28 protein-coding genes are annotated in these 26,417 nt (G+C 73.2%); 12 read left to right on the top strand and 16 right to left on the bottom strand.

Going from position 1 to position 26,417, the window contains the following annotated elements:
* Positions 1-80 precede the first annotated feature (80 nt).
* Positions 81-263 (bottom strand): hypothetical protein, encoded by a 183-nt coding sequence (locus tag ACLBXP_RS00235; protein WP_447665506.1) that lies wholly within the window; start codon positions 261-263, stop codon positions 81-83.
* A 154-nt stretch (positions 264-417) separates the two neighbouring features.
* On the opposite strand from ACLBXP_RS00235, the gene ACLBXP_RS00240 reads away from it, so the two are divergent.
* On the top strand, positions 418-627 hold the full coding sequence (locus tag ACLBXP_RS00240; protein WP_447665507.1) for a hypothetical protein: 210 nt from the start codon (positions 418-420) through the stop codon (positions 625-627).
* A gap of 22 nt (positions 628-649) precedes the next feature.
* Here ACLBXP_RS00240 and ACLBXP_RS00245 read toward each other — a convergent pair whose 3' ends face one another.
* The 4 genes from ACLBXP_RS00245 to ACLBXP_RS00260 form a co-directional block, all read right to left on the bottom strand.
* Entirely contained in the window at positions 650-1,516 is an 867-nt protein-coding gene (locus ACLBXP_RS00245) for a metallophosphoesterase family protein (protein WP_447665508.1), read from the bottom strand.
* Positions 1,517-1,604: 88 nt separating this feature from the next.
* Positions 1,605-3,662 carry an ATP-binding protein gene (locus tag ACLBXP_RS00250; protein ID WP_447665509.1) on the bottom strand — a complete coding sequence of 686 codons (2,058 nt, stop codon included), beginning with the start codon at positions 3,660-3,662 and terminating at the stop codon, positions 1,605-1,607.
* A 137-nt stretch (positions 3,663-3,799) separates the two neighbouring features.
* On the bottom strand, positions 3,800-4,462 hold the full coding sequence (locus tag ACLBXP_RS00255) for a Shedu anti-phage system protein SduA domain-containing protein (protein WP_447665510.1): 663 nt from the start codon (positions 4,460-4,462) through the stop codon (positions 3,800-3,802).
* The gene (locus ACLBXP_RS00260) at positions 4,462-4,737 is read right to left on the bottom strand and encodes a hypothetical protein (protein ID WP_447665511.1); all 276 of its coding nucleotides are present in this window, start codon (positions 4,735-4,737) and stop codon (positions 4,462-4,464) included. The genes ACLBXP_RS00255 and ACLBXP_RS00260 overlap by 1 nt, the downstream gene beginning before the upstream one ends.
* A gap of 305 nt (positions 4,738-5,042) precedes the next feature.
* On the opposite strand from ACLBXP_RS00260, the gene trpA reads away from it, so the two are divergent.
* From trpA to ACLBXP_RS00280, 4 genes are all read left to right on the top strand, one after another.
* On the top strand, positions 5,043-5,873 hold the full coding sequence (trpA, locus tag ACLBXP_RS00265) for a tryptophan synthase subunit alpha (protein WP_447665512.1): 831 nt from the start codon (positions 5,043-5,045) through the stop codon (positions 5,871-5,873).
* A gap of 141 nt (positions 5,874-6,014) precedes the next feature.
* Positions 6,015-6,905, top strand: coding sequence for an acetyl-CoA carboxylase, carboxyltransferase subunit beta (gene accD / locus ACLBXP_RS00270; RefSeq protein WP_447666194.1), 891 nt, complete (start codon positions 6,015-6,017; stop codon positions 6,903-6,905).
* 5 nt (positions 6,906-6,910) lie between these two features.
* Positions 6,911-8,236 carry a bifunctional folylpolyglutamate synthase/dihydrofolate synthase gene (locus ACLBXP_RS00275; RefSeq protein WP_447665513.1) on the top strand — a complete coding sequence of 442 codons (1,326 nt, stop codon included), beginning with the start codon at positions 6,911-6,913 and terminating at the stop codon, positions 8,234-8,236.
* Positions 8,237-8,489: 253 nt separating this feature from the next.
* Positions 8,490-9,392, top strand: coding sequence for an outer membrane protein (locus ACLBXP_RS00280; protein WP_447665514.1), 903 nt, complete (start codon positions 8,490-8,492; stop codon positions 9,390-9,392).
* 145 nt (positions 9,393-9,537) lie between these two features.
* Here the strand turns inward: ACLBXP_RS00280 and trxA are convergent, their stop codons facing one another.
* On the bottom strand, positions 9,538-9,867 hold the full coding sequence (gene trxA, locus ACLBXP_RS00285) for a thioredoxin (RefSeq protein WP_447665515.1): 330 nt from the start codon (positions 9,865-9,867) through the stop codon (positions 9,538-9,540).
* Between the two features lie 311 nt (positions 9,868-10,178).
* Here trxA and ACLBXP_RS00290 point away from each other — a divergent pair, with 311 nt between their 5' ends.
* A complete protein-coding gene (locus ACLBXP_RS00290; RefSeq protein WP_447665516.1) occupies positions 10,179-11,453 on the top strand; it encodes a PQQ-dependent sugar dehydrogenase in 1,275 nt (424 codons plus the stop codon).
* A 37-nt stretch (positions 11,454-11,490) separates the two neighbouring features.
* On the opposite strand, the gene ACLBXP_RS00295 is transcribed toward ACLBXP_RS00290, so the two are convergent.
* The 3 genes from ACLBXP_RS00295 to ACLBXP_RS00305 all read right to left on the bottom strand — a co-directional run bounded on the left by ACLBXP_RS00295 (position 11,491) and on the right by ACLBXP_RS00305 (position 14,365).
* Complete coding sequence (locus tag ACLBXP_RS00295) at positions 11,491-12,048, bottom strand: hypothetical protein (protein ID WP_447665517.1); 558 nt, start codon at positions 12,046-12,048, stop codon at positions 11,491-11,493.
* A gap of 161 nt (positions 12,049-12,209) precedes the next feature.
* Positions 12,210-13,649 carry an ATP-binding protein gene (locus tag ACLBXP_RS00300; protein WP_447665518.1) on the bottom strand — a complete coding sequence of 480 codons (1,440 nt, stop codon included), beginning with the start codon at positions 13,647-13,649 and terminating at the stop codon, positions 12,210-12,212.
* Complete coding sequence (locus ACLBXP_RS00305; RefSeq protein WP_447665519.1) at positions 13,646-14,365, bottom strand: response regulator; 720 nt, start codon at positions 14,363-14,365, stop codon at positions 13,646-13,648. Before ACLBXP_RS00305 ends, ACLBXP_RS00300 begins: the two co-directional genes overlap by 4 nt.
* 260 nt (positions 14,366-14,625) lie before the next feature.
* Here ACLBXP_RS00305 and ACLBXP_RS00310 point away from each other — a divergent pair, with 260 nt between their 5' ends.
* The 3 genes from ACLBXP_RS00310 to proC all read left to right on the top strand — a co-directional run bounded on the left by ACLBXP_RS00310 (position 14,626) and on the right by proC (position 16,541).
* Positions 14,626-14,904 (top strand): accessory factor UbiK family protein, encoded by a 279-nt coding sequence (locus ACLBXP_RS00310; RefSeq protein ID WP_447665520.1) that lies wholly within the window; start codon positions 14,626-14,628, stop codon positions 14,902-14,904.
* 309 nt (positions 14,905-15,213) lie between these two features.
* Positions 15,214-15,723 (top strand): YbjN domain-containing protein, encoded by a 510-nt coding sequence (locus ACLBXP_RS00315; RefSeq protein ID WP_447665521.1) that lies wholly within the window; start codon positions 15,214-15,216, stop codon positions 15,721-15,723.
* Between the two features lie 5 nt (positions 15,724-15,728).
* Positions 15,729-16,541 (top strand): pyrroline-5-carboxylate reductase, encoded by an 813-nt coding sequence (proC, locus tag ACLBXP_RS00320; RefSeq protein WP_447665522.1) that lies wholly within the window; start codon positions 15,729-15,731, stop codon positions 16,539-16,541.
* On the opposite strand, the gene ACLBXP_RS00325 is transcribed toward proC, so the two are convergent.
* On the bottom strand, positions 16,538-16,693 hold the full coding sequence (locus tag ACLBXP_RS00325; protein WP_447665523.1) for a hypothetical protein: 156 nt from the start codon (positions 16,691-16,693) through the stop codon (positions 16,538-16,540). The genes proC and ACLBXP_RS00325 overlap by 4 nt on opposite strands.
* A gap of 334 nt (positions 16,694-17,027) precedes the next feature.
* Positions 17,028-18,113, bottom strand: a complete 1,086-nt coding sequence (gene hemH, locus ACLBXP_RS00330; RefSeq protein WP_447665524.1) for a ferrochelatase — start codon at positions 18,111-18,113, stop codon at positions 17,028-17,030.
* A gap of 161 nt (positions 18,114-18,274) precedes the next feature.
* Between hemH and ACLBXP_RS00335 the strand changes: the two genes are divergently transcribed.
* The 3 genes from ACLBXP_RS00335 to ACLBXP_RS00345 are packed head-to-tail and all read left to right on the top strand — an operon-like array spanning position 18,275 to position 21,468.
* A complete protein-coding gene (locus ACLBXP_RS00335; RefSeq protein ID WP_447665525.1) occupies positions 18,275-19,228 on the top strand; it encodes a class I SAM-dependent methyltransferase in 954 nt (317 codons plus the stop codon).
* Positions 19,229-19,255: 27 nt separating this feature from the next.
* Complete coding sequence (locus tag ACLBXP_RS00340) at positions 19,256-20,782, top strand: bifunctional metallophosphatase/5'-nucleotidase (RefSeq protein ID WP_447665526.1); 1,527 nt, start codon at positions 19,256-19,258, stop codon at positions 20,780-20,782.
* Complete coding sequence (locus ACLBXP_RS00345) at positions 20,779-21,468, top strand: uracil-DNA glycosylase (protein WP_447665527.1); 690 nt, start codon at positions 20,779-20,781, stop codon at positions 21,466-21,468. The genes ACLBXP_RS00340 and ACLBXP_RS00345 overlap by 4 nt, the downstream gene beginning before the upstream one ends.
* Positions 21,469-21,496: 28 nt before the next feature.
* Here the strand turns inward: ACLBXP_RS00345 and rlmN are convergent, their stop codons facing one another.
* The 5 genes from rlmN to ACLBXP_RS00370 all read right to left on the bottom strand — a co-directional run bounded on the left by rlmN (position 21,497) and on the right by ACLBXP_RS00370 (position 26,218).
* On the bottom strand, positions 21,497-22,786 hold the full coding sequence (gene rlmN, locus ACLBXP_RS00350; RefSeq protein ID WP_447665528.1) for a 23S rRNA (adenine(2503)-C(2))-methyltransferase RlmN: 1,290 nt from the start codon (positions 22,784-22,786) through the stop codon (positions 21,497-21,499).
* A gap of 127 nt (positions 22,787-22,913) precedes the next feature.
* Entirely contained in the window at positions 22,914-23,759 is an 846-nt protein-coding gene (locus tag ACLBXP_RS00355; protein WP_447665529.1) for a 23S rRNA (adenine(2030)-N(6))-methyltransferase RlmJ, read from the bottom strand.
* Between the two features lie 66 nt (positions 23,760-23,825).
* Entirely contained in the window at positions 23,826-24,482 is a 657-nt protein-coding gene (locus tag ACLBXP_RS00360; protein ID WP_447665530.1) for a ribonuclease T2 family protein, read from the bottom strand.
* A 125-nt stretch (positions 24,483-24,607) separates the two neighbouring features.
* Positions 24,608-25,090, bottom strand: coding sequence for a hypothetical protein (locus ACLBXP_RS00365; RefSeq protein ID WP_447665531.1), 483 nt, complete (start codon positions 25,088-25,090; stop codon positions 24,608-24,610).
* Between the two features lie 129 nt (positions 25,091-25,219).
* The gene (locus ACLBXP_RS00370) at positions 25,220-26,218 is read right to left on the bottom strand and encodes an extensin-like domain-containing protein (RefSeq protein ID WP_447665532.1); all 999 of its coding nucleotides are present in this window, start codon (positions 26,216-26,218) and stop codon (positions 25,220-25,222) included.
* Positions 26,219-26,417 lie beyond the last annotated feature (199 nt).

Consider the following 26,417-nt stretch of genomic DNA (forward strand, 5'->3'; position numbering starts at 1 on the left):
TCGGTGAAGGCGCGCACCCTCCCGATGGAGTGTGACGCTCGGATGACGCGGCCCGGGCGGCGTCCGGCCCGGGGGAAGGCTCAGCCCGCGTCGCCCGCGGCCTCCCGCGCCAGGCGCTCGGCCTTCAGGCGCTGCGTGCGCTCCTCGACGGCGCGCTGCTCGGCCTCGTGATCGGCCCAGGCCGCGGCGCCCGCGACCGCCCGCTCCTGCTGCTTGGCAGCGCGGGTCTCGGCCCGGTCGCGCGATCCGCTGTCGTTTGCCATCTGACTGATCCCTGTTCCTCTACGCGAAACGCGTTCTCGCAACTCAAGATAGGGCGTGGGGGGTCGGATTGCCCGCCCGCCCCCCCGGGCGGGCCGCGGAACCGGCGCCCCGGCCCGCCTCTTCCCCCTTTGAGAACCACCGCGGGAGAGGGTCATGTCCGAAGACGAAACCAGGGTTGCGGGCGGGCTCGGGAAGCCGGGGTCCGCGGAGCGCCCGGAGCCTGAGCCGGACCTCGGCCCCACCGGCCCGCAATCGCCGAAGCCCGTCCGCCCGGAGACGGACGCCGAGGAATCCGGCGGCTACGAGCACGGCCAGACGGACCGTGCCGGCGCGAACCGCCGCGGCGGATACGGCGCCGGCTAAGGAACTGAGGCTGGCCCTCAGATCACGCCTCGCCGGAGGCCGGGCGGTCCGCGGGCGCCTCGCCGGCGCCCTGCGCGGCGGCGTCCTCCCAGGCGCGGCCGTTCCACAGGCGCACCGTGACGGTAGCGAGGCCGTCCGCGATGCGGATGCGGTTGTAGGCGTTCGGCTCGTTGCCGCGCAGGCGCGTCGAGGTGGCGGACCCCGCCTGGACGGCGAGCAGCCGGCCCCGGCCGCCCTGCATCTCGGCCCGGTCCACGGCCACCCGCGGCTCGGCCTCGCCGTGATCCTCGGCGAAGCGCGCGTAGTTCCGGTGCAGGTGGCCCGCGAGCGTCAGCCCGACGCCGCAGCGCCGGAAGGCCGCAAGCGCCTTGTCGGCGCGCCCGACGAGGCGGGCCTCCTCGTCCCAGGGCGGGGGCATGAAGGGGTGGTGGCCCACCACGATCTTGAACAGGTGGGACGGCATCGCCCGGAGCCGTGCCTCGGCCAGCGCGATCTGCCAGCGGTGGATCTTGCCCTGCGACCAGTCCCGCTCCGGCGCCCAGGTGCGCACGGTGTTGAGGCAGACGACGCCGATCTCGGCGTCCTGGAAGGTCGGCTGGGTGTCGGGGGCGATGAAGCGCTTGTAGCGCTTGAAGGGCCGGAAGAAGCGCTGCATCAGGTGGAAGGGCGAGATGTCGTGGTTGCCCGGCACCGCGATCCAGGGCCGCGGCAGCCGCGCCAGGAAGGCCTGCGCGGCCGCGTACTCCAGCCGCCGCGCCGCCATGGTGAAGTCGCCCGAGATGATGGTGAGGTCCGGCGGCTCGGCGTTCAGCTCGCTCACCAGCCCCTCGACCACGGCCGGATCGGTGCGGCCGAAATGCAGGTCGGAGATCTGGCTGATGCGTCGCATGAACGGCCCTCGCGCGCCGGCCGCCGGCGGCCGGGCTGCAGCACAACGCGGCAGCCCGCCCGGGGATGCGTCGCGGCGGCGGGCTCCCTCAGGCCGCCCGCGCGACGTGCCCGTCGAGGAGTGCCGGGAGCAACTTCAGGTTTAGAGGCTTCGCCAGGAACTCGTCGAAGCCCGCGGCGCGGGCCGCGCGCTCGTCGTCCCGGCCCGTGTTCGCGGTGAGGGCCACGAGGCGCAGGCGCACGGCGCCCCCCTGCGCCGCCTCGGCCGCCCGGATGCGGCGGGCGGTCTCCAGGCCGTCGAGGCCCGGCATCCGGATGTCGAGCAGCGCGAGGTCGAACCGGTCCGGGCCGGCGAGCCGCTCCAGGGCCTCCAGGCCGTCGCGGGCGAGCACGACGCCGGCGCCCAGGCGCTCCAGGGCCTTGGTGGCGAGGAGGGCGTTAATGGGGTTGTCCTCGGCGAGCAGCACGCGGATCCGGGGCGGGGCGCGCACCAGCGCGGGCTCGGGGGCCGGGGGCTCGGGCGGGCCGGCGCCGGCCGGCTCCCAGAGGGTCGCGGGGGCGAGCAGCCGGTCGAACAGCGAGCGGGCGCGGACCGGCTTGATCAGGTAGCTGTCGAACCCCGCCGCGCCGGGGGCGCCGAATTCCCGCCGGTCGAAGGGCGAGAGGAGGACGAGGCTGCAGCGCACGCCGCAGCGGCGCGCCTCGTCGGCGAGGCGGCGCACGGCGGCATCCCCGAGGGCCCGGTCGGCGATCACCGCGTCGAGGCGGGCGCCCGAGAGCGCGTCGAGGCCGGCCTCCAGGCTCGGCACCACGGCCGCGGCGGCGCCGGCCCGCGACAGCCATCGGGCGAGGCCGGGGGCCTGATAGGGGGAATCGGCGACGATCAGGATGCGCCGGCCGTCGAGGACGACGGGCGGGCCCGGCTCCGGCTGCGCGGCGGCGGCCGGGAGCGGCAGCAGCACCCGGAAGGTCGAGCCCCGGCCGAGGCGCGATTGCGCCTCGATCCGCCCGCCCATCCGGGCGACGAGGCGGCGGGTGATGGCGAGCCCCAGGCCCGTGCCCTCGTGGCGCCGGCTCGCGCTGCCGTCGCCCTGCTCGAACTCCTCGAACAGCACCGGCAGCCGGTCCTCCGGGATGCCGGGCCCCGTGTCGGAGACGGCGAGCACGACGCCCTCCGGCGCGGGCGCCACGCTCACGCCGACGCCGCCCGCGTTCGTGAACTTGATGGCGTTGCCGGCGAGGTTGACGAGGATCTGGCGGACGCGGTCGGCGTCACCGATCCGCAGGGGCGGCAGGCCGTCGGCGACGTCGAGGGCGATCTCGATGCCCTTGTCCTGGGCGCGCGGCGCCAGGAGCTCCACCACGCCCTCGGCGAGGCCCGGAAGGTCGAAGGGCTCGGCCGCGAGGTCGAGCCGGCCCGCCTCGATGCGGGAGAAATCGAGGATGCCGTCGATGAGGCTCAGGAGCGCCTTGCCGCTGGTGCGCACCGCCTCGACGTAGGTACGCTGCTCCGCGTCGAGGCTCGTCGCGAGCACGAGGTCGGCCATGCCGAGGATGCCGTTCAGCGGCGTGCGGAACTCGTGGCTGACGGTGGCGAGGAAGCGGGACTTGGCGACGTTGGCGGCCTCGGCCCGGCTCAGAGCCTCGTCGAGGGAGCGGGCGGCCTCCACGCGGGCCGTGATGTCGTTGCCGGCCCGCAGGGCCTGGGCGGGCTCGCCCGCCCGGCCGGCCGGCGAGACCGGCATCTCCACGAAGGCGAACCAGCGCGGCACCCCGTCGACCGGCAGCACCCGGGCCTCCACCCGGCGCACCCCGTCCGCGCCCGTCTCGACGCGGCCGGTCTCCAGGGGCTCGAGGTCCACCGTGGCGCCGACGAGATCGAGGGGGCTCCGCCCGAGGAGCCGCGCGAAGCCCTCGTTGGCGAAGGTGATGCGCCCCTGCGCGTCGCGCTGCACCACCACGTCCATGGTGGCCTCCACGAGGGAGCGGTAGCGCTCCTCGCTCTCGGCGATCCGCGCGATGCGATCGTGCAGGTGGTCGGTCTCGGGCTCCTCCGGCCGGGGCTTGCGCGCCCGCCAGACGAGCGCCGCGAGGCTGAAGGCCGCGGCCAGGAGGGCGAGGACGAGGGCGACGTCCTTCAGGTCCATGGCAATCTCCTCCGGCGCAGGGCTGCCGGAGGCGCAAGCATGGGGGGCGGAGCTGAAGGCCCCCTTGCCGAAGGCGGTTAAGGAAGCGTCGATGGGACGCGTCACCCCGCCGGGATAGGGCGCAGGCGCGGCATTCGCTAAGGTGGGGCGGCCGCGACAGGTATGGTCATGCCTGCTCCCACCTTGAGCTGTATGTCAAAGTATTCATAGAGATCGTCGTAGGTCTGCAGGTGTACACCTCGAATGCCGGGCAGGCTCACCGATCGGCTGCGCCAGTCCCAACGATCCTTTCCGGTCGCGTCGGTCAGGGACGTTGACCTGCCGATGACGAGCACCGCCATGACGTTCGGTCGCCTCGATCCGAACGCATCCTGGAAGTCGGGTGCGTCCCGATAGGTGTCCAGCGCCCAGGCCCAGTCCACGATCTGGCTGAAGCCCTTCTCCATCGCGGTAGCCCAAGGCAGTACTCTTCGACCCTTGAGGCGCGCCGAGAAGATGCAGTTGTCCTTGGCGCCTTCGAATTCGATCAGGCAGACGTTGGCTGTAGCCGAACGCCGAACGCCCAGGTCGGCGATGAAGTGGGCGCCGATCCTGAGTTCACGCTTGGCGAGATCCGCCGCCTTGATCAAGGGATGATAGTGGCCAAACATCGAGCAGAGCTGCGGCCATCCTGCGAAGCTTGCCAGGACCTGCTCACGCTCGGCCAGGGCCGTGTTCGCATCGAGCAACGTCCGGAACTCTGCCAGCTCCCGCACAGCAGCGGCTTGGTCGAACGCATGAAGGTCGTAGTAGGCCGACATCAGCCATCAGCGGCGACTGATGTGACCACCGACTGGCCATCCTTGCGCGTGAACAGGATCCTCATTCCGTGGCCGCGCGCCACGAAGACGTCGTCGTAACCCGCAACCTTCTTCACCTTCGCGGGATCTTCGATGTCGGCCTCAATAGCTGCAACGGCAGCGTTCACCCTGGAGCGGCTGCGCCCATACAGCGAGGTCAGCATATTGGCGGCCGTGTTGCTGATCGCGACACCAGGCCGCGCCTTCAGGGCGCCCTTCGGCTTGATCATGGCCATGTGTCGGCTCGTTCAACATCGCGCGGCAATGGCGACTTGCATACCGGGCGGGTTTCAAACCGTCCAGCCGAGGGATTGCCGACCCAGGCCGCAGGACCCTGCTGGCTCGCTGCCATCCTATCACCGTTCGCCGCATAGGCGGGGCGTGCAGGTCCGGCTCTGCACGGGAACCGCCCCGTGTCGGACGGCGGTAGGGCGGGGCCCTCTGCCTTCACGGACGGCTCCCGATAGTGTAGGCGCGGCCGGCTCCCGCTCCGGCCCGCCGGGCTTGCCCGCCCGGGCGGCTCCCTCTCGACAGGTCCGCCATGACCGATAGTCCCAACCGCATCGATGCGACCTTCGCCCGCTGCCGGGCGGAGGGCCGCGCCGCCCTCGTCACCTACGTGATGGCCGGGGACCCGGACGCCGAGACCTCGCTCGCCGTGCTGGAGGCCCTGCCGCGAGCGGGCGCCGACATCGTGGAGTTCGGCCTGCCCTTCACGGACCCGATGGCGGACGGCCCCGCCATCCAGGCGGCGGGCCTGCGGGCCCTGAAGGGCGGCCAGGGCGTGGTGCGGACCCTCGACCTCGTCCGCCGCTTCCGGGCCGGCGACGACCGGACCCCCGTGATCCTGATGGGCTACTTCAACCCGATCCACACCTACGGGGTCGCCCGCTTCCTCGACGACGCGGTCGCGGCGGGCATCGACGGGCTGATCGTCGTGGACCTGCCCCCCGAGGAGGACGAGGAGCTCTGCCTGCCCGCGCTCGCCAAGGGCCTCGCCTTCATCCGGCTCGCCACGCCCACCACCGACGAGCGGCGCCTCCCCGCCGTCCTCGAAAACACGGCGGGCTTCGTCTACTACGTGTCCATCACCGGCATCACCGGCACGGCGACGCCCGACTTCGACAAGGTGGCGGCGGCGGTGGGCCGGATCCGGCGGCACACCGCGCTGCCCGTCGTGGTGGGCTTCGGGGTGCGCACGGGCGCGCATGCGGCGGCGATCGCGCGGGGGGCCGACGGCGTGGTGGTGGGGTCGGCGCTGGTCGATGCCCTGCAGCGCACCCTCGACGATGAGGGCCGGGCGCAGGGCGGCACCGTCGAGGCGGTGACGAGCCTCGTGCGCGAGCTCGCCGCGGGCGTGCGCTCCGCCTGAGCGCCCTCACGCTGGTGTCCCGGCGGGCCCGAGGCCCGCCATACTGGCGCCCAGGCGGGCCGAAAGCCCGCCATACTGGCGCCTCAGCGGGGCGCTTCCGATATCGAGCCCGGGCGAAACCCTTTAGAACGGCGCTGAATGATGGTCGAACCGATGAACTGGATCTCGGAGGTCGTGCGCCCCAAGATCAAGACCCTGTTCAAGCGCGAGACCCCCGAGAACCTCTGGGTGAAGTGCCCCGACACGGGCCAGATGGTGTTCCACAAGGAGGTGGAGAGCAATCACTGGGTGATCCCAGGCTCCGAGCACCATCTCAAGATGAGCGCCCAGGCCCGCCTCAAGATGATGTTCGACGAGGGCACCTGGATCGACGTGCCGCTCCCCGAGGTCGCGGCCGACCCCCTGAAGTTCCGCGACGAGAAGCGGTATGTGGACCGCCTCAAGGAGGCCCGCGCCAAGACCGGGATGGCGGACGCCTTCAAGGTCGGGTTCGGGCGGGTCGGCGGCCTGCCGATGACGCTGGCCGCGCAGGAATTCGGCTTCATGGCGGGCTCCCTCGGCATGGCGGCGGGCGAGGCCTTCGTGCGCGGCGCCGAGACGGCCCTCGACAAGCGCACCCCCTACATCCTGTTCTCCGCCTCGGGCGGAGCCCGCATGCAGGAGGGCATCCTCTCCCTGATGCAGATGCCCCGCACCACCGTGGCGGTTCGCCGGCTCAACGCCGCCCGGCTCCCCTACATCGTGGTGCTGACGAACCCGACGACGGGGGGCGTCACCGCCTCCTACGCGATGCTCGGCGACGTGCACCTCGCCGAGCCCGGGGCGCTCATCTGCTTCGCGGGCCCGCGCGTCATCGAGCAGACCATCCGCGAGAAGCTGCCCGACGGCTTCCAGCGCGCCGAGTACCTGCGGGAGCACGGCATGGTCGACCAGGTGGTCCACCGCCACGCCCTCAAGGAGACCATCAGCCGCCTGTGCGGCCTCCTGATGCGCCAGGAATCCGCCGCGGCGCCGGCGCCCCAGCCGGCCTGAACCCCATGGAATCCTCCGACGCGCTGATGGCGCGCTTCCTGGCCCTGCATCCGCGCACCATCGACCTGTCCCTCGGGCGCATCGAGCGGCTGCTCGCCCGGCTCAACCACCCCGAGCGGCGCCTGCCGCCGGTGATCCACGTGGCCGGCACCAACGGCAAGGGCTCGACCATCGCGTTCATGCGGGCGATCCTGGAGGCCGGGGGCTTGGCCGCCCACGTCTACACCTCGCCCCACCTCGTGCGCTTCCACGAGCGGATCCGCCTCGGGCGCATCGGCGGCGGCGTCTTCGTCCCCGAGGACCGCCTCGCCGACGCCTTCGCGCGCTGCGAGGCCGCCAACGGCGGCGACCCGATCACCGTCTTCGAGATCACCACCGCGGCGGCGCTGCTGCTGTTCTCGGAAGCGCCGGCCGACGTGCTCCTCCTCGAGGTCGGCCTCGGCGGGCGGGTCGATGCCACCAACGTCATCGACGCGCCGGCCGCCGCCGTGGTGACGCCGATCGGCCGGGACCACGCTGAGTACCTCGGCGACACCGTCGCGGAGGTGGCGGGCGAGAAGGCCGGCATCTTCAAGCGCGGCTGCCCGGCCGTGATCGCCGCGCAGGACTACGCCGAGGCCGACGCGGTGCTGTGCCGGCACGCCGAGGCCGTGGGGGCGGGGCCGATCCTCGTCGGCAACCAGGACTTCTCGGTCCACGAGGAGCGCGGGCGGCTCGTCTTCCAGGACGAGACGGACCTGTTCGACCTGCCCAAGCCCAGGCTCGCCGGGCGCCACCAGTTCACCAACGCCGGCACCGCCATCGCGGCCCTGCGCGCCGCCGGCTTCGGCGACATCGGCACGGCGGCCCTGGAGGCGGGCCTGCGCAACGTGAACTGGCCCGGGCGCCTCCAGCGCCTGAGCCGCGGCCACCTCTCCGCGCTCGTGCCGGCCGGCGCCGAGCTGTGGCTCGACGGCGGCCACAACATCGACGGCGGCCGCATCCTGGCCGCCGCGGTGGCCGACCTCAGCGAGCGCAGCGACGCCCCCCTCGTGCTGATCGTCGGGCTTCTCGGCACCAAGGACGCCGAGGGCTTCCTGCGCAACTTCGTGGGCCTGTCCCGGGCGCTCATCGCCGTGCCGATCGCCGGCCAGCTCGCGGCGCGCCCGGCCGAGGAGGTGGCCGGCATCGCGGCCGGCGTCGGCCTCAGCGCCCGCACCGCCCCGAGCGTCGAGGCGGCCCTCGCGATGATCGCCGACATCGCCTTCGAGCAGGCGCCGCGCATCCTGATCTGCGGCTCGCTCTACCTCGCCGGGGCCGTGCTGACGGCGAACGGCACGCTGCCGGACTGACGCGCGCGCCGCCCGACCGGGGCCGCGAGGCGTTCCCGCGGGAACGCAAGCGAAGGTTGCACGAATCCCGGCCCCGTCCACAGGCCCGGCCCGGCGGGGGCCCGCTCGGCATCCCGGCCGGTCATCCCCGGTTTCCACCGGCCTGCCCAACGGAAGAGCAAGCGCGGCCGTGTGTGGCCTCAGCGCTACATCTTAACTGTGGAAAATCCCGTAGTTTCGCCACCGATCGGGCACAATGCTGGGGATCAAAACAATGAAGAAGCTTCTGACATCGCTGGCCGCATTCACGGCCCTCACCGCGGCGGCCTCCGCCGCCGATCTGCCGCGCCGCGCCGCGCCGCCGATCTTCACGCCGGTTCCCGTCTTCACCTGGACGGGCTTCTACGCCGGTTTCAACGCGGGTTACGGCTTCAACGCCCGTGACACCGCCGCTCCGACCGTGATCGGCGTCCCCGCCGGCGCGACCACCGCGGGCAGCCTGTTCCGGACCGCCGGTGGCGCCCCGGCCGCTGGCGTCCTCGCCTTCAGCAACGACCAGAGCAACGACGGCTTCGTCGGCGGTGGTCAGATCGGCTACAACTACCAGTTCACCCCGGGCTCCGGCGTGGTCGTCGGTATCGAGGCTGACGCGCAGTACGTCGATTTCGGCCGCAACCGCAACAACTTCGCCTTCGCCACGGTGGCGGGCGGCGGTGTGAACCCCGGCGCGCTGGTGTTCAACCCGGGTGGCCTGTCGAGCCTCGACTACTTCGGCACCGTCCGCGGTCGCCTCGGCTACGCCTTCGACCGCGTCCTGTTCTACGCCACCGGCGGTTTCGCCTACGGCTCGGGCGGCGGCCGCAACTTCGGCCTGCCGAACTCCTCGCGTGACAGCTTCCAGACCGGCTACGCTGTCGGCGGCGGCATCGAGTACGCTCTCCCGACCGACTCGTTCCTGAACTTCTTCCGCTCGTCGGCCGTGACCCTCAAGGTCGAAGGTCTGTACGTGAACCTCGACCAGGGCAACCGCAACAACGGCGTCTACGGCATCGCGCCGAACGGTGCCGTGTACTCGGCCGCCAACTCGGTCATCGTCGGCGGTCCCTTCGGCCGTCAGGCGAACCCGGAGTTCGCTGTCGTCCGCGCCGGCCTCAACTACAAGTTCGGCACCTACTAAGCCGAACACCAAAACGGGTCTCGAAACCGGGGAGCCCGGCCGCGCAAGCGGTCGGGCTTTCCCTTTTGGGCGGCGGCCTGCGCACGAAAAAGCCCGCCCCCGGGAGGGGCGGGCTCTCGCGTTCCGGTCCGGCGCCGGTCCGGCCTCAGGCGGTCGCGGTCTGCGCGCTGATCCAGCGCGAGAGGTCGCCCTTCGGGGCAGCGCCGACCTTCTGGTCCACCCGCTGGCCGTTCTTGAACAGCAGCAGCGTCGGGATCGAGCGGATGCCGTACTGCGAGGCGATGCCCGGGTTCTCGTCGACGTTCACCTTGGCGATCTTCACACGGCCCTGAAGGTCCGCGGAGATCTCCTCCAGCGCCGGGCCGATCTGCCGGCAGGGGCCGCACCACTCGGCCCAGAAATCCACGACGACGGGCTCGGCGGATTGCAGGACATCCTGCTCGAAGCTCGCATCGGTCACTTTCACCGTCGCCATCACAGTCCCTTTCCGATTTCGCGTCGGGCGGCTCGAGAGCGCACGGGCCCGCGCGACTGGAGGCAGAATTGGCGACGGGGCTCCACAGGGTCAAGGCGGCCGGCGTCCCCGGCAGGGCAGCATCGTGTGCAAATCATGAGCCCCCGGGGCCCCGCGGCGCGGGCGTCCGGGCGGACCTCCGGGCCGGGCGGGCCTCGCCTTGGCGGGGTCCCCGCCCCATCTCCCGGCCATCCCGGCCCCGGCCGCGCCCGGCGCGGAGGGGGCACCGGTCCGCGACGGCGGACCCATCGGCCACAGGAGGATCCAGCCCGGTGACGCGCATCCCATTCCGCCTACTCGCCACGGTCGCCGCCCTCGGCCTCGGCCTGCCCGCCGCAGCCCAGACCGCCGAGACGCCGGCCGCGCGCGTGGGCGGCGACGCCTTCAGCGCACCGGCCGCCAGGACCGGCGACGCCCCGGCGGAGACGGCGGCGCCGAACACCGACTACAAGCCGCTCCTGCCCAACCAGACCCGCGCCCCGAAGCCCGCCGAGGCGACCCCCGTCGAGGTGGCCGCGGTGGCCAAGGGCCTCGCGAGCCCCTGGGCCCTGGAGTTCCTGCCGGACGGCCGGATGATCGTCACCGAGAAGGCCGGCAAGATCCGCATCGTGGCGAAGGACGGCACGGTCGGGCAGCCCGTGGCGGGCGTGCCCAAGGTCGATGCGCGCGGCCAGGGCGGCCTCCTCGACATCGCCCTGAGCCCCGGCTTCGCCTCGGACCGGATGGTCTACATCAGCTACGCGGAGCCCCGCGAGAAGGGCAACGGCACCACGGTCGCCAAGGCGAAGCTCGTGGAGAGCGGCGGCACGGCCAAGCTCGACGACCTCAAGGTCATCTTCCGGCAGATGCCGACCTACGACGGCGACAAGCACTTCGGCTCGCGCCTGGTCTTCGCGGGCGACGGCAAGCTGTTCGTCACCGTGGGCGAGCGCTCCGACAAGGCCACCCGCGGACAGGCCCAGGACCTCGGCAGCGGCCTCGGCAAGGTGTTCCGCATCGACACCGACGGCAACGCGCCCAAGGACAACCCCTTCGCGGGCAGCGACAAGGCGAAGCCGGAGATCTGGTCCTACGGCCACCGCAACGTGCAGGCGGCGGCGCTGGACGGGCAGGGCCGCCTCTGGACCGTGGAGCACGGGCCCCGCGGCGGCGACGAGTTGAACCGGCCGCGCCCCGGCCTCAACTACGGCTGGCCGGTCGCCACCTACGGCATCGAGTACTCGGGCGAGAAGATCGGCGACGGCATCACCCAGGCCGCCGGTACGGTGCCGCCGGTCTACTACTGGGATCCGGTGATCGGCCCCTCGGGCCTCGCGGTCTACAACGCCGCCCTGTTCCCCGCCTGGAAGGACGCCTTCCTGATCGGCGGCCTCGTCAGCAACGGCCTCGTCGCGCTCAAGCTCGACGGCGACAAGGTCATCACCGAGGAGCGCATCGACCTCGGCGGCCGGATCCGCGACGTGAAGGTCGGCCCGGACGGGGCGGTCTACGCCCTCACCGACGGGGCGGACGGCAAGATCCTGAAGATCACCCCGAAGCAGGGCTGAGCCCTCGGACCGGCGGGGCGAATACCCCGCCGTCCCGTCAGCTCTGGAAGTCGAACAGCCGGGCCGATGCCTGAGTGCCCGCGCTGCCGGCGCCGGTCGCGCCGTAGCCGCTGGCGCCCGACTGGGACGCCTGCAGTTGCTGCATGAAGGTCGCCAGGAGGTCGCTGGTCGCGTCGCCCGTGCCGTCGCCCGGATCCGTACCGGACGCACCGGGCGGCCCACCGGGCGGCGGGCCGCCGGGCCCCTGCTCGGCGAACAGCTCCTTCAGGGTGTCGGCCTGGTCGCTGCTGAGGGCGCCGCTGGTGACCTGATCGTCGATCAGGCCGTCGATCCGGTCCTTGATCCCGGAAGGGTCGAGGCGGGCCGTGCTGCCGGCGGCGGAGCCGGAGGTCCCGGTCCCCGCACCGGCCTGGTCGGCGCCGAGGCTCGTGTCGATGGCGTCGAGGGCGCGCGTGAGGGCCGTGGCGTCGGTCTGGCTGATGGAGCCGGCCGAGAGTTCGGAGGTGATCGCCGCGTTCATCCGCTCCCGGCCGGGGGGCGGTCTGTGTCCGTGGAGCTGGGCGGCGCTGGTCGCGGTGCTGGAGATCGAGGTCATCGCGGATCTCGTGCAGGGATTCTGGAGGGGGGAACGCCGGATGCGCCCGGCCGCGGGTCCGCCCCCCATCACGCGCTTGGTTGGTTAAGGCCGCCTTGCCGCGGGCGCGGGACTTGGTTTCCCAATATGTCCCATCCGGGCGCCGGCCCCTCGCGGTCCCCTCATTCGGCGGCCTGCGCGGGCAGGGCCGGCGGCGTCTTGGCGGGCCGCACGGAGATCTGGGTCGCCGGCGGCAGCTCGATCCGGGCGATCAGGCCGCCCTCGGGGCGGTTCTCGAGGACGAGGCGGCCCTGGTGGGTCTCGACGATGGCGAGCACGATCGACAGGCCGAGCCCGAAGCCGGACGCCTCGTTGAGATTGCGGGCGCGGTCGCCCCGCACGAAGGGCTGGAGCATCGCGTCCCGCTCCGCCTCCGGGATGCCGGGCCCGGAATCCTGCACCGCGACGCTGACCCCGCGGCCCGTGACGTCGAGGGAGAGGCGCGCCGAGCCGCCGTACTTCACCGCGTTGTCGACGAGGTTGGTGATGGCCCGCTGCAGCTCGTCGGGGCGCCCGCGCACCAGGACGTGGCGGCTGCGCGCGACGGCCACGTCCGCGCCGATGTCCGCGAAGCCGTCGCAGACCGTCTGCACAACGGAGGCGATGTCCACGAGCACGTCCGCGCCGCTGCCCTGGCCCTGTCCATCGCGCACGAACGAGAGGGCCGCCTCCACGAGGCCGTTCATCTGGTCGAGGTCGCGCAGCGTCATGGTGCGGGCGTGCTCGTCCTCGATGAACTCGGCGCGCAGGCGCAGGCGGGTGATCGGGGTGCGCAGGTCGTGGCTGATCGCCGCGAGCATCTGGGTGCGGTCGTCGATGAGGCGGCGCACGCGGGCCCGCATCCGGTCGAGCGCCCGGGAGACGGCGAGCACCTCGCGGGGGCCCCGCTCGGGCAGCGCCATGCGGTCGCTGCGCGGGTCCGTCCCGGTGCCGAAGGCCTCCGCGGCGCCGGCGAGGCGGGCCAGCGGCGCGGTGAGCGCCCGGGTCGCCCAGACGCAGAGCAGCGCGAGCGTCAGGCCGAAGGCCAGGAAGGTGAAGATCAGCGGCCATTGCCGCGGCGGCCGCAGGGCGTCGTTCGGCAGCACCGCCTGCAGGCTCGCCCCGTTCCGGGTGCTGATGCCGAAATGGAGGTTCGCGGGCGCCTCCCGGCCGTGGGCGGGGGCGAGGTCCGTGATCACCACCGGCCGGTCGACGCCGTCGCGCAGGCGGCGGATCACCGGCAGCCCGTCGAGGGTGCCGGAGGCCGCCTGGGAGCCGTCCCAGGGCGCGATGCGCAGGGTCGGCAGGGTCCGGGAGGCTCCGCCGAGCAGCGCCGGCCGGTCCGCGGGCGGGGCGGCGTCGAGGAGGCGCAGCACCGTGGCGAGGCGGGTCGCCGCGACCCCCGGGTGGTCGTCGGGCCGCCAGGGCTCCCGCAGCAGCACGAACGCGAAGGTCGCGACCGCGTGCGCGACCACGATCGCCGCGAAGACCAGGAGCACGATCTGCCCCGCGATGCTGCGCGGGCGCAGCGGCGCGAGGGTGCGCGCCAGGAGGCGCGCGGGGAGGCCGGAGGCGGTGCTCATGAGCGGGTCACGTCCGGGGTGAACAGGTAGCCCCCCGAGCGAATCGTGCGGATGATCTCGGGGTTGCGCGAGTCCCGCTCGATCTTCTGGCGGATCCGGCTCACCAGCACGTCGATGCTGCGCTCGAAGGGCCCCGCGGCGCGCCCTTGCGTGAGGTCGAGGAGCTGGTCGCGGGAGAGCACCCGGCCCGGGCGCAGGCAGAGGGCGTGCAGGAGGTCGAACTCCGCCCCCGTGATGGCGATGCGGGCGCCCTCCGGGCTCAGGACCTGCCGGAGCCCGATGTCGAGGGTCCAGCCCACGAAGTGCAGGCGGCGCGACCCGTCCTCGTCCGGGCTCTCGGCGCCGCTGCGGCGCAGGACGGCGCGGATCCGGGCGAGGAGCTCGCGCGGGTTGAAGGGCTTGGCGAGGTAGTCGTCGGCGCCGAGCTCCAGGCCGACGATCCGGTCGATCTCCTCCGCCTTGGCGGTGAGCATCAGGATCGGGATGGCGGAGGACTGGCGCAGGCGGCGGCAGAGGGAGAGGCCGTCCTCGCCGGGGAGCATCAGGTCGAGCACGATGAGGTCGACCCGCGCGTCGGCGAGCGCCCGGTCCATCTCGCGTCCGTCGCCCGCGAGGGTCACGCGGCACTCGTTGGCGCGGAGATAGCGTGCCACCAGGGTGCTGATCTCGCGGTCGTCCTCCACGAGGAGGATGTGGGGCGTCGGCGTGCTGGTCATCGGCTGCGATCGACTGTCGTGGACCCTGCTTATGCCCTGTCGCGTTCCGTATTCGAAGACGGTTCCGGGCGATCGATTTGTAAGCGGCTGTTTCCCGGGGGGCCTCCGACACGTCGGGCAACGCGCGGGGCAACGCCGGGGGCGCCGCCGCGGCGGGGCACGGCCGCATTGCCGCGGGTTCGGCGGATTCCTATGTCGCTCGTGCACGATCCCGAATCACGCGACGCCCCGCGCGGGCGCCGGCCGGAGAGCCCCCCAAGATGCCGTCCACGAACCGCCTGTTCGACGACTTCGCCCGGCTGATGACCGACGCCGCGGGCGCCGCGCAGGGCGTGCGCCGGGAGGCCGAGACCGTGCTGCGCGCGCAGGCCGAGCGCCTGATCCGCGACATGGACATCGCCTCCCGGGAGGAGCTCGACGTGCTGCGCGACCTCGTCACCACCCTGCGCACCCAGAACGAGGCCCTGGCGGCCCGGGTCACGGCGCTCGAGGCGAAGCTCGGGCCGGACGCCGGAGCGGGTGCGAGCGAGGCCGTCTGAGGCGCCCCGGCGGCCCGATTCGCGCCGCCCGCGCCCGCCACGCTTTTACACAGGAAGGAACGGTGGATAGGCCGTTTCCTGTTGGCCGGCCCGGGGAGCCGCTTTGAAAGGCGAGTCGGGCGCGGTCTATAGTCGGTGAGGTACTGATTCGCCCGAGCCTTCGATGACCGCCACGTCCTAAAGCTTGCTTCGCGGGACGCTCGACCTGAGCAGGTCAAGCTTTACCTTACCGTTGCGGCCTTCGATGTTTCGGTTGCTTGTTCTTCACCACGTCGCGACGGCCCGTCCTGGCCGTCAGCCTGGATCGTCATGACACAGCTCCACGTCGAGACCGAAGACCACGATCGGCTCGAGCACCCGCTCGACGTCGTCGAGCGCCTCGCGTCCCTGCGCGACTGGATCTTCGACCGGGCCGAGACCGACGAGATGTCCGTCTCCGTGATCGGGCGCTGGGCGGAGTATCAGGTCGCCTTCACGTGGATCGAGGAGGTCGAGGCGCTGCACGTCGCCTGCGCCTTCGACCTGAGGGTGCCGCCGCGCCGCCGCGACGAGGTGCTGCGCCTCGTCTCCCTCGTGAACGAGCAGCTCTGGCTCGGGCACTTCGACCTGTGGTCGACGGACAGCGTGGTGATGTTCCGCCACGCCCTGCCGTTGCCCGGCGGCGTGGCGCCGACGCACCCGCAATGCGCGACGATGCTGAAATCCTCCGTCGATGCCTGCGAGCGCTACTACCAGGCCTTCCAGTTCGTCCTCTGGGCCGGCAAGTCCGCCCGCGAGGCCCTCGACGCGGTGCTGTTCGAGACGGAAGGCGAGGCCTGAGGCGCGTGGCCGGGCTGCCCGCCTCCCTCACCCTCGTCGGCGCCGGCAAGATGGGCGGCGCCATGCTGGAGGGCTGGCTCGCGGGCGGCCTCGACCCGGCCCACACCGTCGTCGTCGAGCCGAACCCCTCGGACGACCTCGCGCGGCTCTGCGCCGAGCGCCGCCTCGCCCTGAACCCCGCCGCGCCCGAGCCCCCCGAGGCCGTGGTGCTGGCGATCAAGCCGCAGGGCCTGGAGGCCGCCGCCGGGGGCATCGACCGGCTGATCGGGCCCGGCACGCTCCTGGTCTCCATCCTCGCCGGCAAGACGGTGGCCGACCTGCGCGGGCGGCTTCCCGCGGCCCGGGCGGTGGTGCGGGCCATGCCGAACCTGCCCGCCAGCATCGGCCGCGGCGCCACCGGCGCCTACGCGAGCCCGGAGGTGAGCGCGGCCCAGCGGGAGGCCGCCGACGCGCTGCTCGCGGCCGCGGGTCTCGTCGCCTGGATCGAGGAGGAGGCGCAGATCGACGCCGTGACGGCGCTCTCGGGCTCGGGCCCGGCCTACGTCTTCCTGCTGGCCGAGGCGCTGGCGGAGGCGGGCGCGGCGGCCGGCCTCGCGCCGGCGGTGGCCGCGCGCCTCGCCCGCGCGACCGTGGCGGGCGCCGGCGCCCTCCTCGACGCGAGCCCCCTGGACGCCTCGGAGCTGCGCCGCAACGTCACCTCGCCGGGCGGCACCACGGCGGCGGCCCTCGACGTGCTGATGCGCGCGGACGGCCTCGCGCCCCTGATGCGCGCGGCGGTGGAGGCCGCCAGGCGCCGGGCCGGGGAACTCGCGGGCTAGTCGCAGTCCGGCGTCAGGTAGGCGGAGCGCTCGGGCGCCGCCGGCGCCGTGACGCCGAGGGCGGCGAATTCCTGCTCGCGCCGGCTCGTGGCCATCTTGTCGAGCACGGCCAGCACCAGCCAGGGACAGCCGATCGCGATGAAGAACCCCATGTCACCTGCCTCGCCGCTGCGCGCGCACCCGTCACGGATGCGATGATAGGTCCGCGCGGGGCGGCGGCAAGCGCCGGCCTGCAAGCGCCGGGGCTCCGAACGCGGGTCGACGCCGGGCCCCATCCGCCCCGATCCACCCTCGCCGTCATTCCGGGGCCGCGCAGCGGAGCCCGGAATCCAGACCCGCCGAGGCGGCCGGACGAGGCGGCGTCGGCGGCTCTGGATCCCGGGCCCGCCTGCGGCGTCCCGGGATGACGGCGAGGGTGCTACGAGGCGCCACGCTGAGGCCGGGCTCCGTCGCCCCGGATCCGGTGCCCTGCCGGGAGCGCCGGTCTCAGAGCCAGCCCTGCAGCTCGCGCCGCACCACGTGCTCGATCACCCGCATGCCGAGCTCCGAATCGTTGAGGCAGGGAATGTAGGCGAAGCGCTCGCCGCCGTTCTCCTCGAAGTAGTGCCGGTTCTCGCCGTCGAGCTCCTCCAGCGTCTCCAGGCAGTCGGCGGTGAAGCCCGGCGCCACGATCGCCATGCGCTTCACGCCCGACTTGGCGAGCGCCTGCACGGTCTCGTCCGTATAGGGTTTAAGCCACTCCTCGTTGCCGAAGCGGGACTGGAAGGTGACGCGCATCGTCTCGGGGCCGTAGCCCAGCGCCTCGCGGATCAGCCGTCCGGTCTTCACGCACTGGCAATGGTAGGGGTCGCCCTTGAGCAGGTAGCTCTTCGGCACGCCGTGGAACGAGGTGAGGATCACCTCGGGCTCGAAATCGAGCTTGGCGAGCCCCTCGCGGATCGAGTCGGCCATGGCCGCGATGTAGACGGGGTCGTCGTGGTAGGGCGGCGAGACCCGCACCGTCGGCTGCCAGCGCATCTGCATCAGGGCCTTGAAGGCCTGGTCGCAGGCGGTGGCGGAGGTCGCGGCGGCGTATTGCGGGTAGAGCGGCACGAGCAGGATGCGGTCGCAGCCCTGGTCGAGCAGCGCCTGGATGCGCAGGGCGACCTCGGGCTTGCCGTAGCGCATGGCCCAGTCGACCATCACCGAATCGCCCATGGCCGCCTGCAGCCGCTCGCACTGGCCGCGGGTGATGGTCTTGAGGGGGCCCTCGTCGCGCTCGGTGTTCCAGACGCTCGCGTAGTCGCGGCCCTTCGGCCCGGGGCGCTTCGTCAGGATGACGAGGTTGAGCAGCGGCCACCAGATCAGCCGCGGCACCTCGATGACGCGGCGGTCGGAGAGGAACTCCTTCAGGTAGCGACGCATCGGCCAGTAGCTCGTGCCCTCCGGCGTGCCGAGGTTCATCAGCAGCACGCCGACGCGGCCGTGGGCGACGGGCGGATGATCCGGCGGCAGCGTGCCGGCGGGCACCGGGCGCTGCGGCTCCGCGGCCTGACGGGCGCCAAGCGTGGCGGGTTCGACGCGTTCGTTCATCGGGACTTCGTACCTCGCGCCGCCGGCCGCACGGGCCTCGAACGACGTCCTGGTCTGGGATCTGGGATCGTTCGCGCGGCAACCGTGCCGGTTGTCCGCAGGGCCTTAGTTAATTAGAGCACGGAGCCTGTCAGCGAAGACCGGATCGGATAAGGCGCGACATGCCGTCTCCCCGCTACTTCCTCAACCACTTCCTGCCCTTCACGGGCTACCCCTACACGGGGGCCCCGACCGCCTGCAATCTGTGCGGCGCGCGCGAGAGCGTGACGGTGGCCGAGACCGACCGGCGGCTGAAGACGCTGCGCTCGATCGCCTGCGTGCAGTGCGGACTGATTCGCACCGACCCGATGCCCACCCCGGACGAGCTCGCCGACTACTACGCGAGCGCCTACCGGGCGGATTACCAGCTCGCCTTCGCGGGCGGGCCGCCGCGCCACCACCTCAACCGCTCCGCCCGCGAGGCGACCTTCCGGGCCGACCTCCTGGCGCGCAAGCTGGTGCCCGGCGCCCGCGTGCTCGATTTCGGCTCCGGCTCCGGCGAGTTCCTGGCCGCCGCCCGCGCCCGGGGCTGCGAGGCGATCGGCGTCGAGCCGGGCCGCGACTACGCGGCCTACGCGCGGACCCATCACGGCATCGAGGTGCTGGACGACGCGGGCGACGGCCGCTTCCCGCAGGGCCACTTCGACGTCATCACCACCCACCACGTCATGGAGCACCTGCGCGACCCCGCCGACGTGCTGGAGCGCCTGGCCTCGTGGCTGAAGCCGGACGGCGTGCTCTACGCCGCGGTGCCCAACATGGCGGCCACGGGCAAGCCGCCGCACGAGCGCTTCCACTTCGCCCACGTCCACGGCTTCGTGCGCGACACCCTCGACCTCACCGCCCGCCGGGCCGGCCTCGTGCCCGATCCGAGCTACTGGCGCGAGGACACGACGGTGGTCTACGCCAAGACGGATGCGCCGGTCGGCGCGCTGGCGGCCCCGGGCCTCGCCGAGCGCCTCGCCGAGGAGCTGAAGCCGATGCCGGCCGGCGCCTACCTGGCCTCCGGCGCCTGGATCTGGCCGATGGTGCGCCGGAACGCCAAGGCGGTGCGGGACACCTTCGCGGCCCGGTAGGCTCCCGCCGGGCCGAAGGGATCCCGCATGCCCCCTCCGAACCGCCGCGAGACCTTCGGGATCGGCATCGGCGCCGGCCTCGGCCTCGGGGCGGCCGACGCGCAGGGTGCCGCGCCGGAGCCCGCGCCGGCGACCTTCACCCTGCTCCTCGTCAACGACGTCTACCTGATGGGCCCGGTGGAGGGGCGCGGCGGCTTCGCGCGGCTCAACGCCGTGGTGAAGGCCGAGCGCGCCCGCGGCGTGCCGATGCTCTACGCGCATGCGGGCGACACCCTCTCGCCCTCGCTGATGTCGGGGCTCGACAAGGGCGCGCACATCCTGGAGCTGCTGCGCCTCGCCCCGCCCGACGTGTTCGTGCCGGGCAACCACGAGTTCGATTTCGGGCCCGGGATCTTCCTGCAGCGGATGCGGGAGGCGCCCTTCGCGGTGCTCGCCGCCAACCTGCGCGACGGCGCGGGCGCCCCCCTCCCCCCCGTGCGCGACCGCATGATCGTGAGCCTCGGGGGCATCCGCGTCGGCATCGCCGGCATCGCGCTCGCCAGCACGCCGCAGAAGTCGCAGAGCGGCGACCTGCGCTTCGCGCCGGAGCTCGCGACGCTCGCCGAGCAGGCGGCCCTGCTGCGCGCCGAGGGCGCCGACCTCGTGGTGGCCCTCGCCCACACCGACCGGCCCACCGACTGGGCGATCCTCGCCTCGCGCCACGCCGACATCCTGCTCTCAGGCCACGACCACGACCTGTTCGTGCACTACGACGGGCAGCGCCTCGGGGTGGAATCGAGCGTCGACGCCCACTTCGTCACCGCCATCGACGTGATCGCCGCCGTGACGGGCGCGGGGCCGGACCGGCGCGTCGCCTGGCGCCCGCGCCTGCGCATCCACGACACCGCCGACGTGGTGCCGGACCCCGAGACGGCGGCGGTGGTCGCCCGCCTGGAGGGCGAGCTGTCGCGCGAGCTCGACGTGGCGCTCGGCACGACCCTCACCCCCCTCGACAGCCGCGTCGTGACGGTGCGGGCGCGGGAATCGAGCTTCGGCGACCTCGTGGCGGACGCGGTCCGGGCGGCCACCGGCGCCGAGATCGCCCTCGTCAACGGCGGCGGCATCCGGGGCAACCGGCTCTACCCGGCCGGAACGGTGCTGACCCGCCGCGACGTGCTGACGGAGCTGCCCTTCGGCAACACCACCGTCCTCGTCTCGATCACCGGGGCGCAGGTGCGGTCGCTCCTCGAGGTCGGCTACGCCGAGTTCGGGCGCACCTCGGGGCGCTTCGCGCAGGTCTCGGGCCTCGTCGTGACCCTCGACCCGACGGCGCCCGTCGGCGCCCGGATCCGGTCCGTCCAGGTCGGCGGCGAGCCCCTGGACCCCGCGCGGCGCTACACGGTGGCGGCCAGCAACTTCCTGTACGAGGGCGGCAACGGCTACGGCGCCCTGGCGGAGGGACGGACGCTGATCGGCCCCACGGACGGCAAGCTCATCGCCAACGAGGTGATGACCTATATCCGCCGCAACGCGCCCCTCGACGTCCGCGAGGGCCGGATCCGGGTCGAATCATGACGGACGCACCCGTCGCGGCGGCGCTCGCGGCCTTCCGGGCCTCCGGCAGCCCGTGGGCGGACCTGCCCTTCTTCACGGACGGGGCGGCCGAGGCCGTGGCGGCGCGGGTCGATGCGCGGATCGCGGCCGGCGCCACGGTGCTGCCGGCGCCGGAGAACATCTTCAACGCCCTGAGCCTGACGCCGCCGGAGGCCGTGAAGGTGGTCATCCTCGGCCAGGACCCCTACCCGACGCCGGGGGACGCCAACGGGCTCGCCTTCTCCTACGTGGGGCCGCGACGCCTGCCGGCCTCCCTCAAGGTGATCCTGGCGGAGGTCGCTCCGGGGCGGCCCCGCAGCGGCGACCTCACGCCCTGGGCGCGACAGGGCGTGCTGCTCCTCAACTCCGCGCTCACCGTCGAGGCCGGCAAGGCCGGGGCGCACCTGCGCCTCGGCTGGGCGCGGCTCACCGACGAGGCGGTGGCGCGCGTCTCCGCCGGGGACCGGCCGGCGGTGTTCCTGCTCTGGGGGGCGCAGGCGCGGGCGCGGGCGGCCCTGATCGACGCCGCGAAGCACGCGGTCATCGAGACCGGGCACCCCTCGCCGCTCAACCGCGCCCGCGACTTCCCGGGCTCGGCGCCCTTCGCCCGGGCCAATGCGTGGCTCGGCGAGCGCGGCCTCGCGCCGATCGCCTGGGGCCTCGATTGAGGGCGAGGAGGGCGTCCCCGGGGGCCCGTCAGTCGTCGTCGGATGCGGCGTAGATCACCTCGGCGCCGAGCCCCTCGTCGAGCATCATCCGGGCCCGGGCCCTCAGCTTCTCGGTCTCGCTCTTCAGCTGGCCGCAGGCCGCCAGGATGTCGCGCCCGCGGGGGGTGCGCACCGGCGAGGCGTAGCCGGCGTTGAACACGATCTCGGAGAAGCGCTCGATCCGCTCCCAGTCCGAGCACTCGTACCGGCTACCCGGCCAGGGGTTGAACGGGATCAGGTTGATCTTGGCCGGGATGCCCTTGAGGAGGCGCACCAGCTCGCGGGCGTCGGCATCCGCGTCGTTCACGCCCTTCAGCATCACGTACTCGAAGGTGATGCGCCGGGCGTTGTTGAGGCCCGGATAGCGCCGGCAGGCGTCGAGCAGCTCGGCGATCGGATACCGGCGGTTGAGCGGCACCAGGGTGTCGCGCAGGTCGTCGCGCACCGCGTGGAGGGAGATCGCCAGCATCGCGTGCGCCTCCTCGCCGAGGCGCTGCATCTGCGGCACCACGCCGGAGGTCGAGACCGTGATGCGCCGCCGCGACAGGCCGAGGCCCTCGGGGTCCGACATCACGCCCACGGCGTCGATCACGTTGTCCAGATTGTACAGGGGCTCGCCCATGCCCATGAACACGATGTTGGTGACGAGCCGGCCCACCTCGCCGGTGCCGCCGGCATCCCGCGAGGGCATCTGCCCCGCGAAGTCGCCGAGCTCGTCGCGGGCGACGATGAGCTGCTGCACGATCTCGGCGGCCGAGAGGTTGCGCACCAGGCGCTGCGTGCCGGTGTGGCAGAACGAGCAGGTGAGCGTGCAGCCGACCTGGCTCGACACGCAGAGCGTGCCGCGGTCCGGGCCGGGAATGTAGACGCACTCGATCTCGGCGCCGCGGTTGTGGTCGTGCGCGCCGGTCGGCGCCATGCGCAGGAGCCACTTGCGGGTCCCGTCCCGCGACACCTGGCGGGTCACCACCTCGGGCCGGTCGAGGGTGAAGTGCTCGCGCAGCTGCGCCTTCAGGCCCTTTCCGACATTCGTCATGGCGTCGAAGTCCGCGGCGCCGCGGACGTTCAGCCAGTGCCAGATCTGACCGGTCCGCATGCGGCTCTCGCGCTCGGGCACCCCGATCGCGACGAGGCGCGCCTTGAGGTCCGCGCGGGTGAGGCCGACCAGGGAGGCGCGCTGTCCCGGCAGGGGGGCGGGCGCCGTCACCTCGGGCGTCTTCTCGATCGCGGGATAGGCGCCGCCTTCGCGCCGGGCGGTGTCGGTCGACGCCGTCGCCATGGGAATTCCGGACTGGTTCGAAGCTGGGATGCCCCGCATATAGGCGATCCGCGCGCCGAACGCGAATGCGTGCCCGGCAGGTCCGGGTCCAGCGGAGCGGAGGCCGCGGGCCGAAGCGGACCGCCCCTCAGGGCGGCGTCCCCAGGGCGTCGCACCGGAAGGCGCCGTAATCCCCGCGCGCCAGCCGCTCGGCTAGCGCCGGCAGGAACAGGGCGGCCTCCTCGGCGAGGCGGTAGGGCGGGTTCACCACGATGAGGCCGGTGCCGGTGAGGCGGGTCGGATCGGGCGGGTCGATCATCAGGTCGAGCCGCAGCGCCGGCCGCCTCAAGGCACCGTCGAGCTCCGCCGCCATCCGGTCGACCGCCGCGACGTCCTTGATCGGGTACCAGGCCAGGAACACGCCGGTCGGCCACTTGGCCACCGCCCGGGCGAGGCGGTTCCCCAGGCGCTCCACCTCGCCGGGCACCTCGTAGGGCGGGTCGATCAGCACGAGGCCCCGGCGCTCGGGCGGCGGGATCAGGCTGTTGAGGGCCGTCCAGCCGTCGAGGTGCATCACCTTGGTGCGCGGGTCCTGGTTGTAGCGCTCGCGCAGCAGCGCGGCGTCCTCGGGGTGCAGCTCCACGAACACGCCCTGGTCGCCCGCGCGCAGGGCCTCCCGGATGATGGCGGGCGAGCCCGGATAGGCCGTATCCCCGTGTCGCGCCCGCACCGCCGCGACCGCCGCCCGGTAGGGCGCGAGCAGCGCCTCGACGGCCGCCGGGAACGGATCGTCGAGGCGGCCGAAGCCCGCCTCCCACTCGCCCGTGCGGCCCGCCTCGTCGCCCGCAAGGTCGTAGAAGCCAGTTCCCGCGAAGGCGTCCACCGCCCGGAAGGCGCTCGGCTTGAGGGCGAGGTGGGCGAGCACCCGGGCGAGCACGAGGTGCTTGAGGACGTCCGCGAAGTTGCCCGCGTGGAAGGCGTGCCGATAGTTCATGGGCCGGGTCTAGCGCCGGTTCCGGCTCCTGTCAGGAGCCTCCGCATGGCGGCTCAAGGCTGGGCCTCAGGGCGCCGCGCCGAGCGTCATCTCCGGGGCGCGGCAATTGCCGCGGGCCACCTCCGGGCAGGGCGTGAAGCCGCGCAGGTCCTTGGAGAAGCAGATCCGCACCTCCTGCAGCCGGCCGCGGGCGCAGGTCACCGCCATCATGTCGGGGCGCAGGCCGCGGTTGGCGGTGACGAACAGGCGGGCGACCTCGATCGGCGCCAGCCGCTGCTCGCCCGCTCCCTTGAGCGCGTCCGGGATCGTCACGGCGAGGCGCGCCTCGCGGGCGGCGCGGAAGTAGGCGGCGGGGTCGAGCCCCGAGCAGGTGCCGTGCTTGCGCCACTCGTAGCGGGCGAGGCCCTCGCTCGGGTAGACGTCGCCGGCCGCCTCCATGGCCTGGCGGGTCGGCGCGCGCTCCACCGCCGAGCAGTTCTCCGGGTAGCCGCGGGTGAATTGCGGCCAGAGGCCGTGCACCACGAAGCCGAGGCCGCGGCCCGGGTCGCACTGGCGGTCGTCGCGCCGCCGCGCCGTCTCGCAGTAGGTGGGGGACCAGGACAGGGCGAGGACGTAGAAGTCGAAGTCGCCCGGGCGGTTGCCGCGGCCGAAGCCGCCGACGTCCTGCGCGCTCGCGCATCCGGCGAACAGGATCCCCGCGAGCGCCGCGGCGAGCCGCTTCATGGTCCCCTCCCCCCGAATGCCCGCGTCACGGGCCCGGCCCTCGCGGCCGGTGCCGCCGACGCAACGCTCACGCTGGACGCCCGACACGCGTTGCCCCGGGCCGGACGGCCCGGAGCGGGCAGCCTTCAGGGCCGCGCCATCCGGCAGGCGGTGGCGTAGGCGTAGGCCAGGTTGCGGTCGAGCCCGTGCACGCAGAACTCGACGCCCCAGGTCGCGCCGATGATGCCGAGGCTCTCGCGCACCGAGTAGTCGACCTTGCGGCGCACCCCGTCCGACGTGGTCGCGGTGGCGCTGCAGAAGCGGCGGGGGATGAAGTCGAGGCCGTAGGGGCGCCAGGCCGTCCGCTCGATCGAATCGTAGGACACGATCGTCAGGGACGAGTTCCAGTACTTCGCCTCCTTCTCGGCGAACTTGACCGCGACCTTCTCGAGGACGCCGGCGTCCTGGCAGCCGGGGATGTCGGCGTCGAACGGGAAGATCCGCTCCTCGGAGGGCTCGATGTCCTCGCGCGCCGAGCGCGCCTCGGCCGGCTGGGCCAGGACGGCCGCCGCGAGGGCGAGGCCGAGGGCCGCGAGGGTGGAGGTGTGACGCGTTGAGGTGTGACGCATGGCCCGCAACGTCCGCTCGTGTTTTTCCATCCCCCGACGCTTTGCCGAGCGCCCGCCCCTGTCAAGGCGCGCGAGGCCCGGCGACGCGGTTTCGGCGCCGATGCGGTGCGCGGGGCACACCCCCGCCCGTCAGTAGATCCCCCCCGCCGACGGCACGGCGCCCGAGAGGGGCAGCGGCTCCTCGAAGCCCGGCGCCGGCTCGTCGTAGGCCGTGGCGGTGCGCGGCATCGGTCGGGGCGCCGCCCGGGGCGGGGCGGAGGCGTAGGCCGAGGGTGCGGCCGGATGCGCGGCGGGGCTGCGGGCGACCCGGCTCGGCGCCTCGCGGGCGGACATCGGGCTGAGGCCGTAGGGATCGTCCTCCTCCACGTCCACGGGCGCCTGCGGGGGCGCCGGCTGGCGCACGGGCGGGCGCGGCAGCGCGGCGGGCCGGGTGCCCTCGGGGCCGAGCTGGGGCGTGAACTTGATGAAGGGCTGGCAGATCCGCTTCAGGCCGCGGGGATCGTGGCGGGCGAGGTCCACGTGGATGTGGTCGTAGTGGAAGACGTTCGAGCCCGGCGCCAGCACCGTGGTGAAGCGCTGGCAGGCCCCCAGGAAGACCTCGCGCAGGAAGCCCTGCTCGGCCTCGGTGCCGCGCCAGCCGCCCTTCACGGTGATGACGTAGCCGTCCGCGAGCTTGAAGGACATGACGTCGACGGCGTTGCCGAAGGAGTGCTCGGACAGCTTGGCGCCGGGCTGGTTGTTGCGTCCGCGGCAGGCGTAGCTGCCCGCGTTGATCTCGGCCACCGGCTGGCCGAAATAGAGGTTGGCGGCCGGCTGGATGGTGTCGGCGAGCCAGGCCTCGGCCTCCGAGAGGGCCGGGCAGGCCAGCATCATGCGCTGCTTGAGCGCCACGCTGCCCCGCCCGAGGCGGGTCACCCGGAAGGGCTGCTGCATCCCGCAGGGGCCCGGGCCGTCGATCTCCTTGGCGGCGGTGACGAACTCGGTCTGCTCCACGTGCCGCTTCGACAGGCAGATGCCCTCCGCCTGGTCGCGCCATGGCTCGCGCCGCTCGAACTTGTTGAGCGCACAGCCGGTGAGCCCCGCGCCGAACAGCGCCAGGGCGGAGAACGCAATTACGCCACGCCACATGATCGGGAGATTACGCGGCGTCGCGTAAACGGTCCGTCAACGCTGCGGGTGCGCGGCCGCGGCGGGCCGCCCTACTTGGCGACGAGCTGGCTCAGGATGCGCTTGACGTGGATGCGGATGCGGTCCTGCCGCTTCTCCGCAGTATTGGCGGGTGCCCGGACACGCACATCAATCGCGGCGAGCATCGGGGTGGCCTTCG

This window comes from Methylobacterium sp. A54F (genome assembly GCF_053346035.1).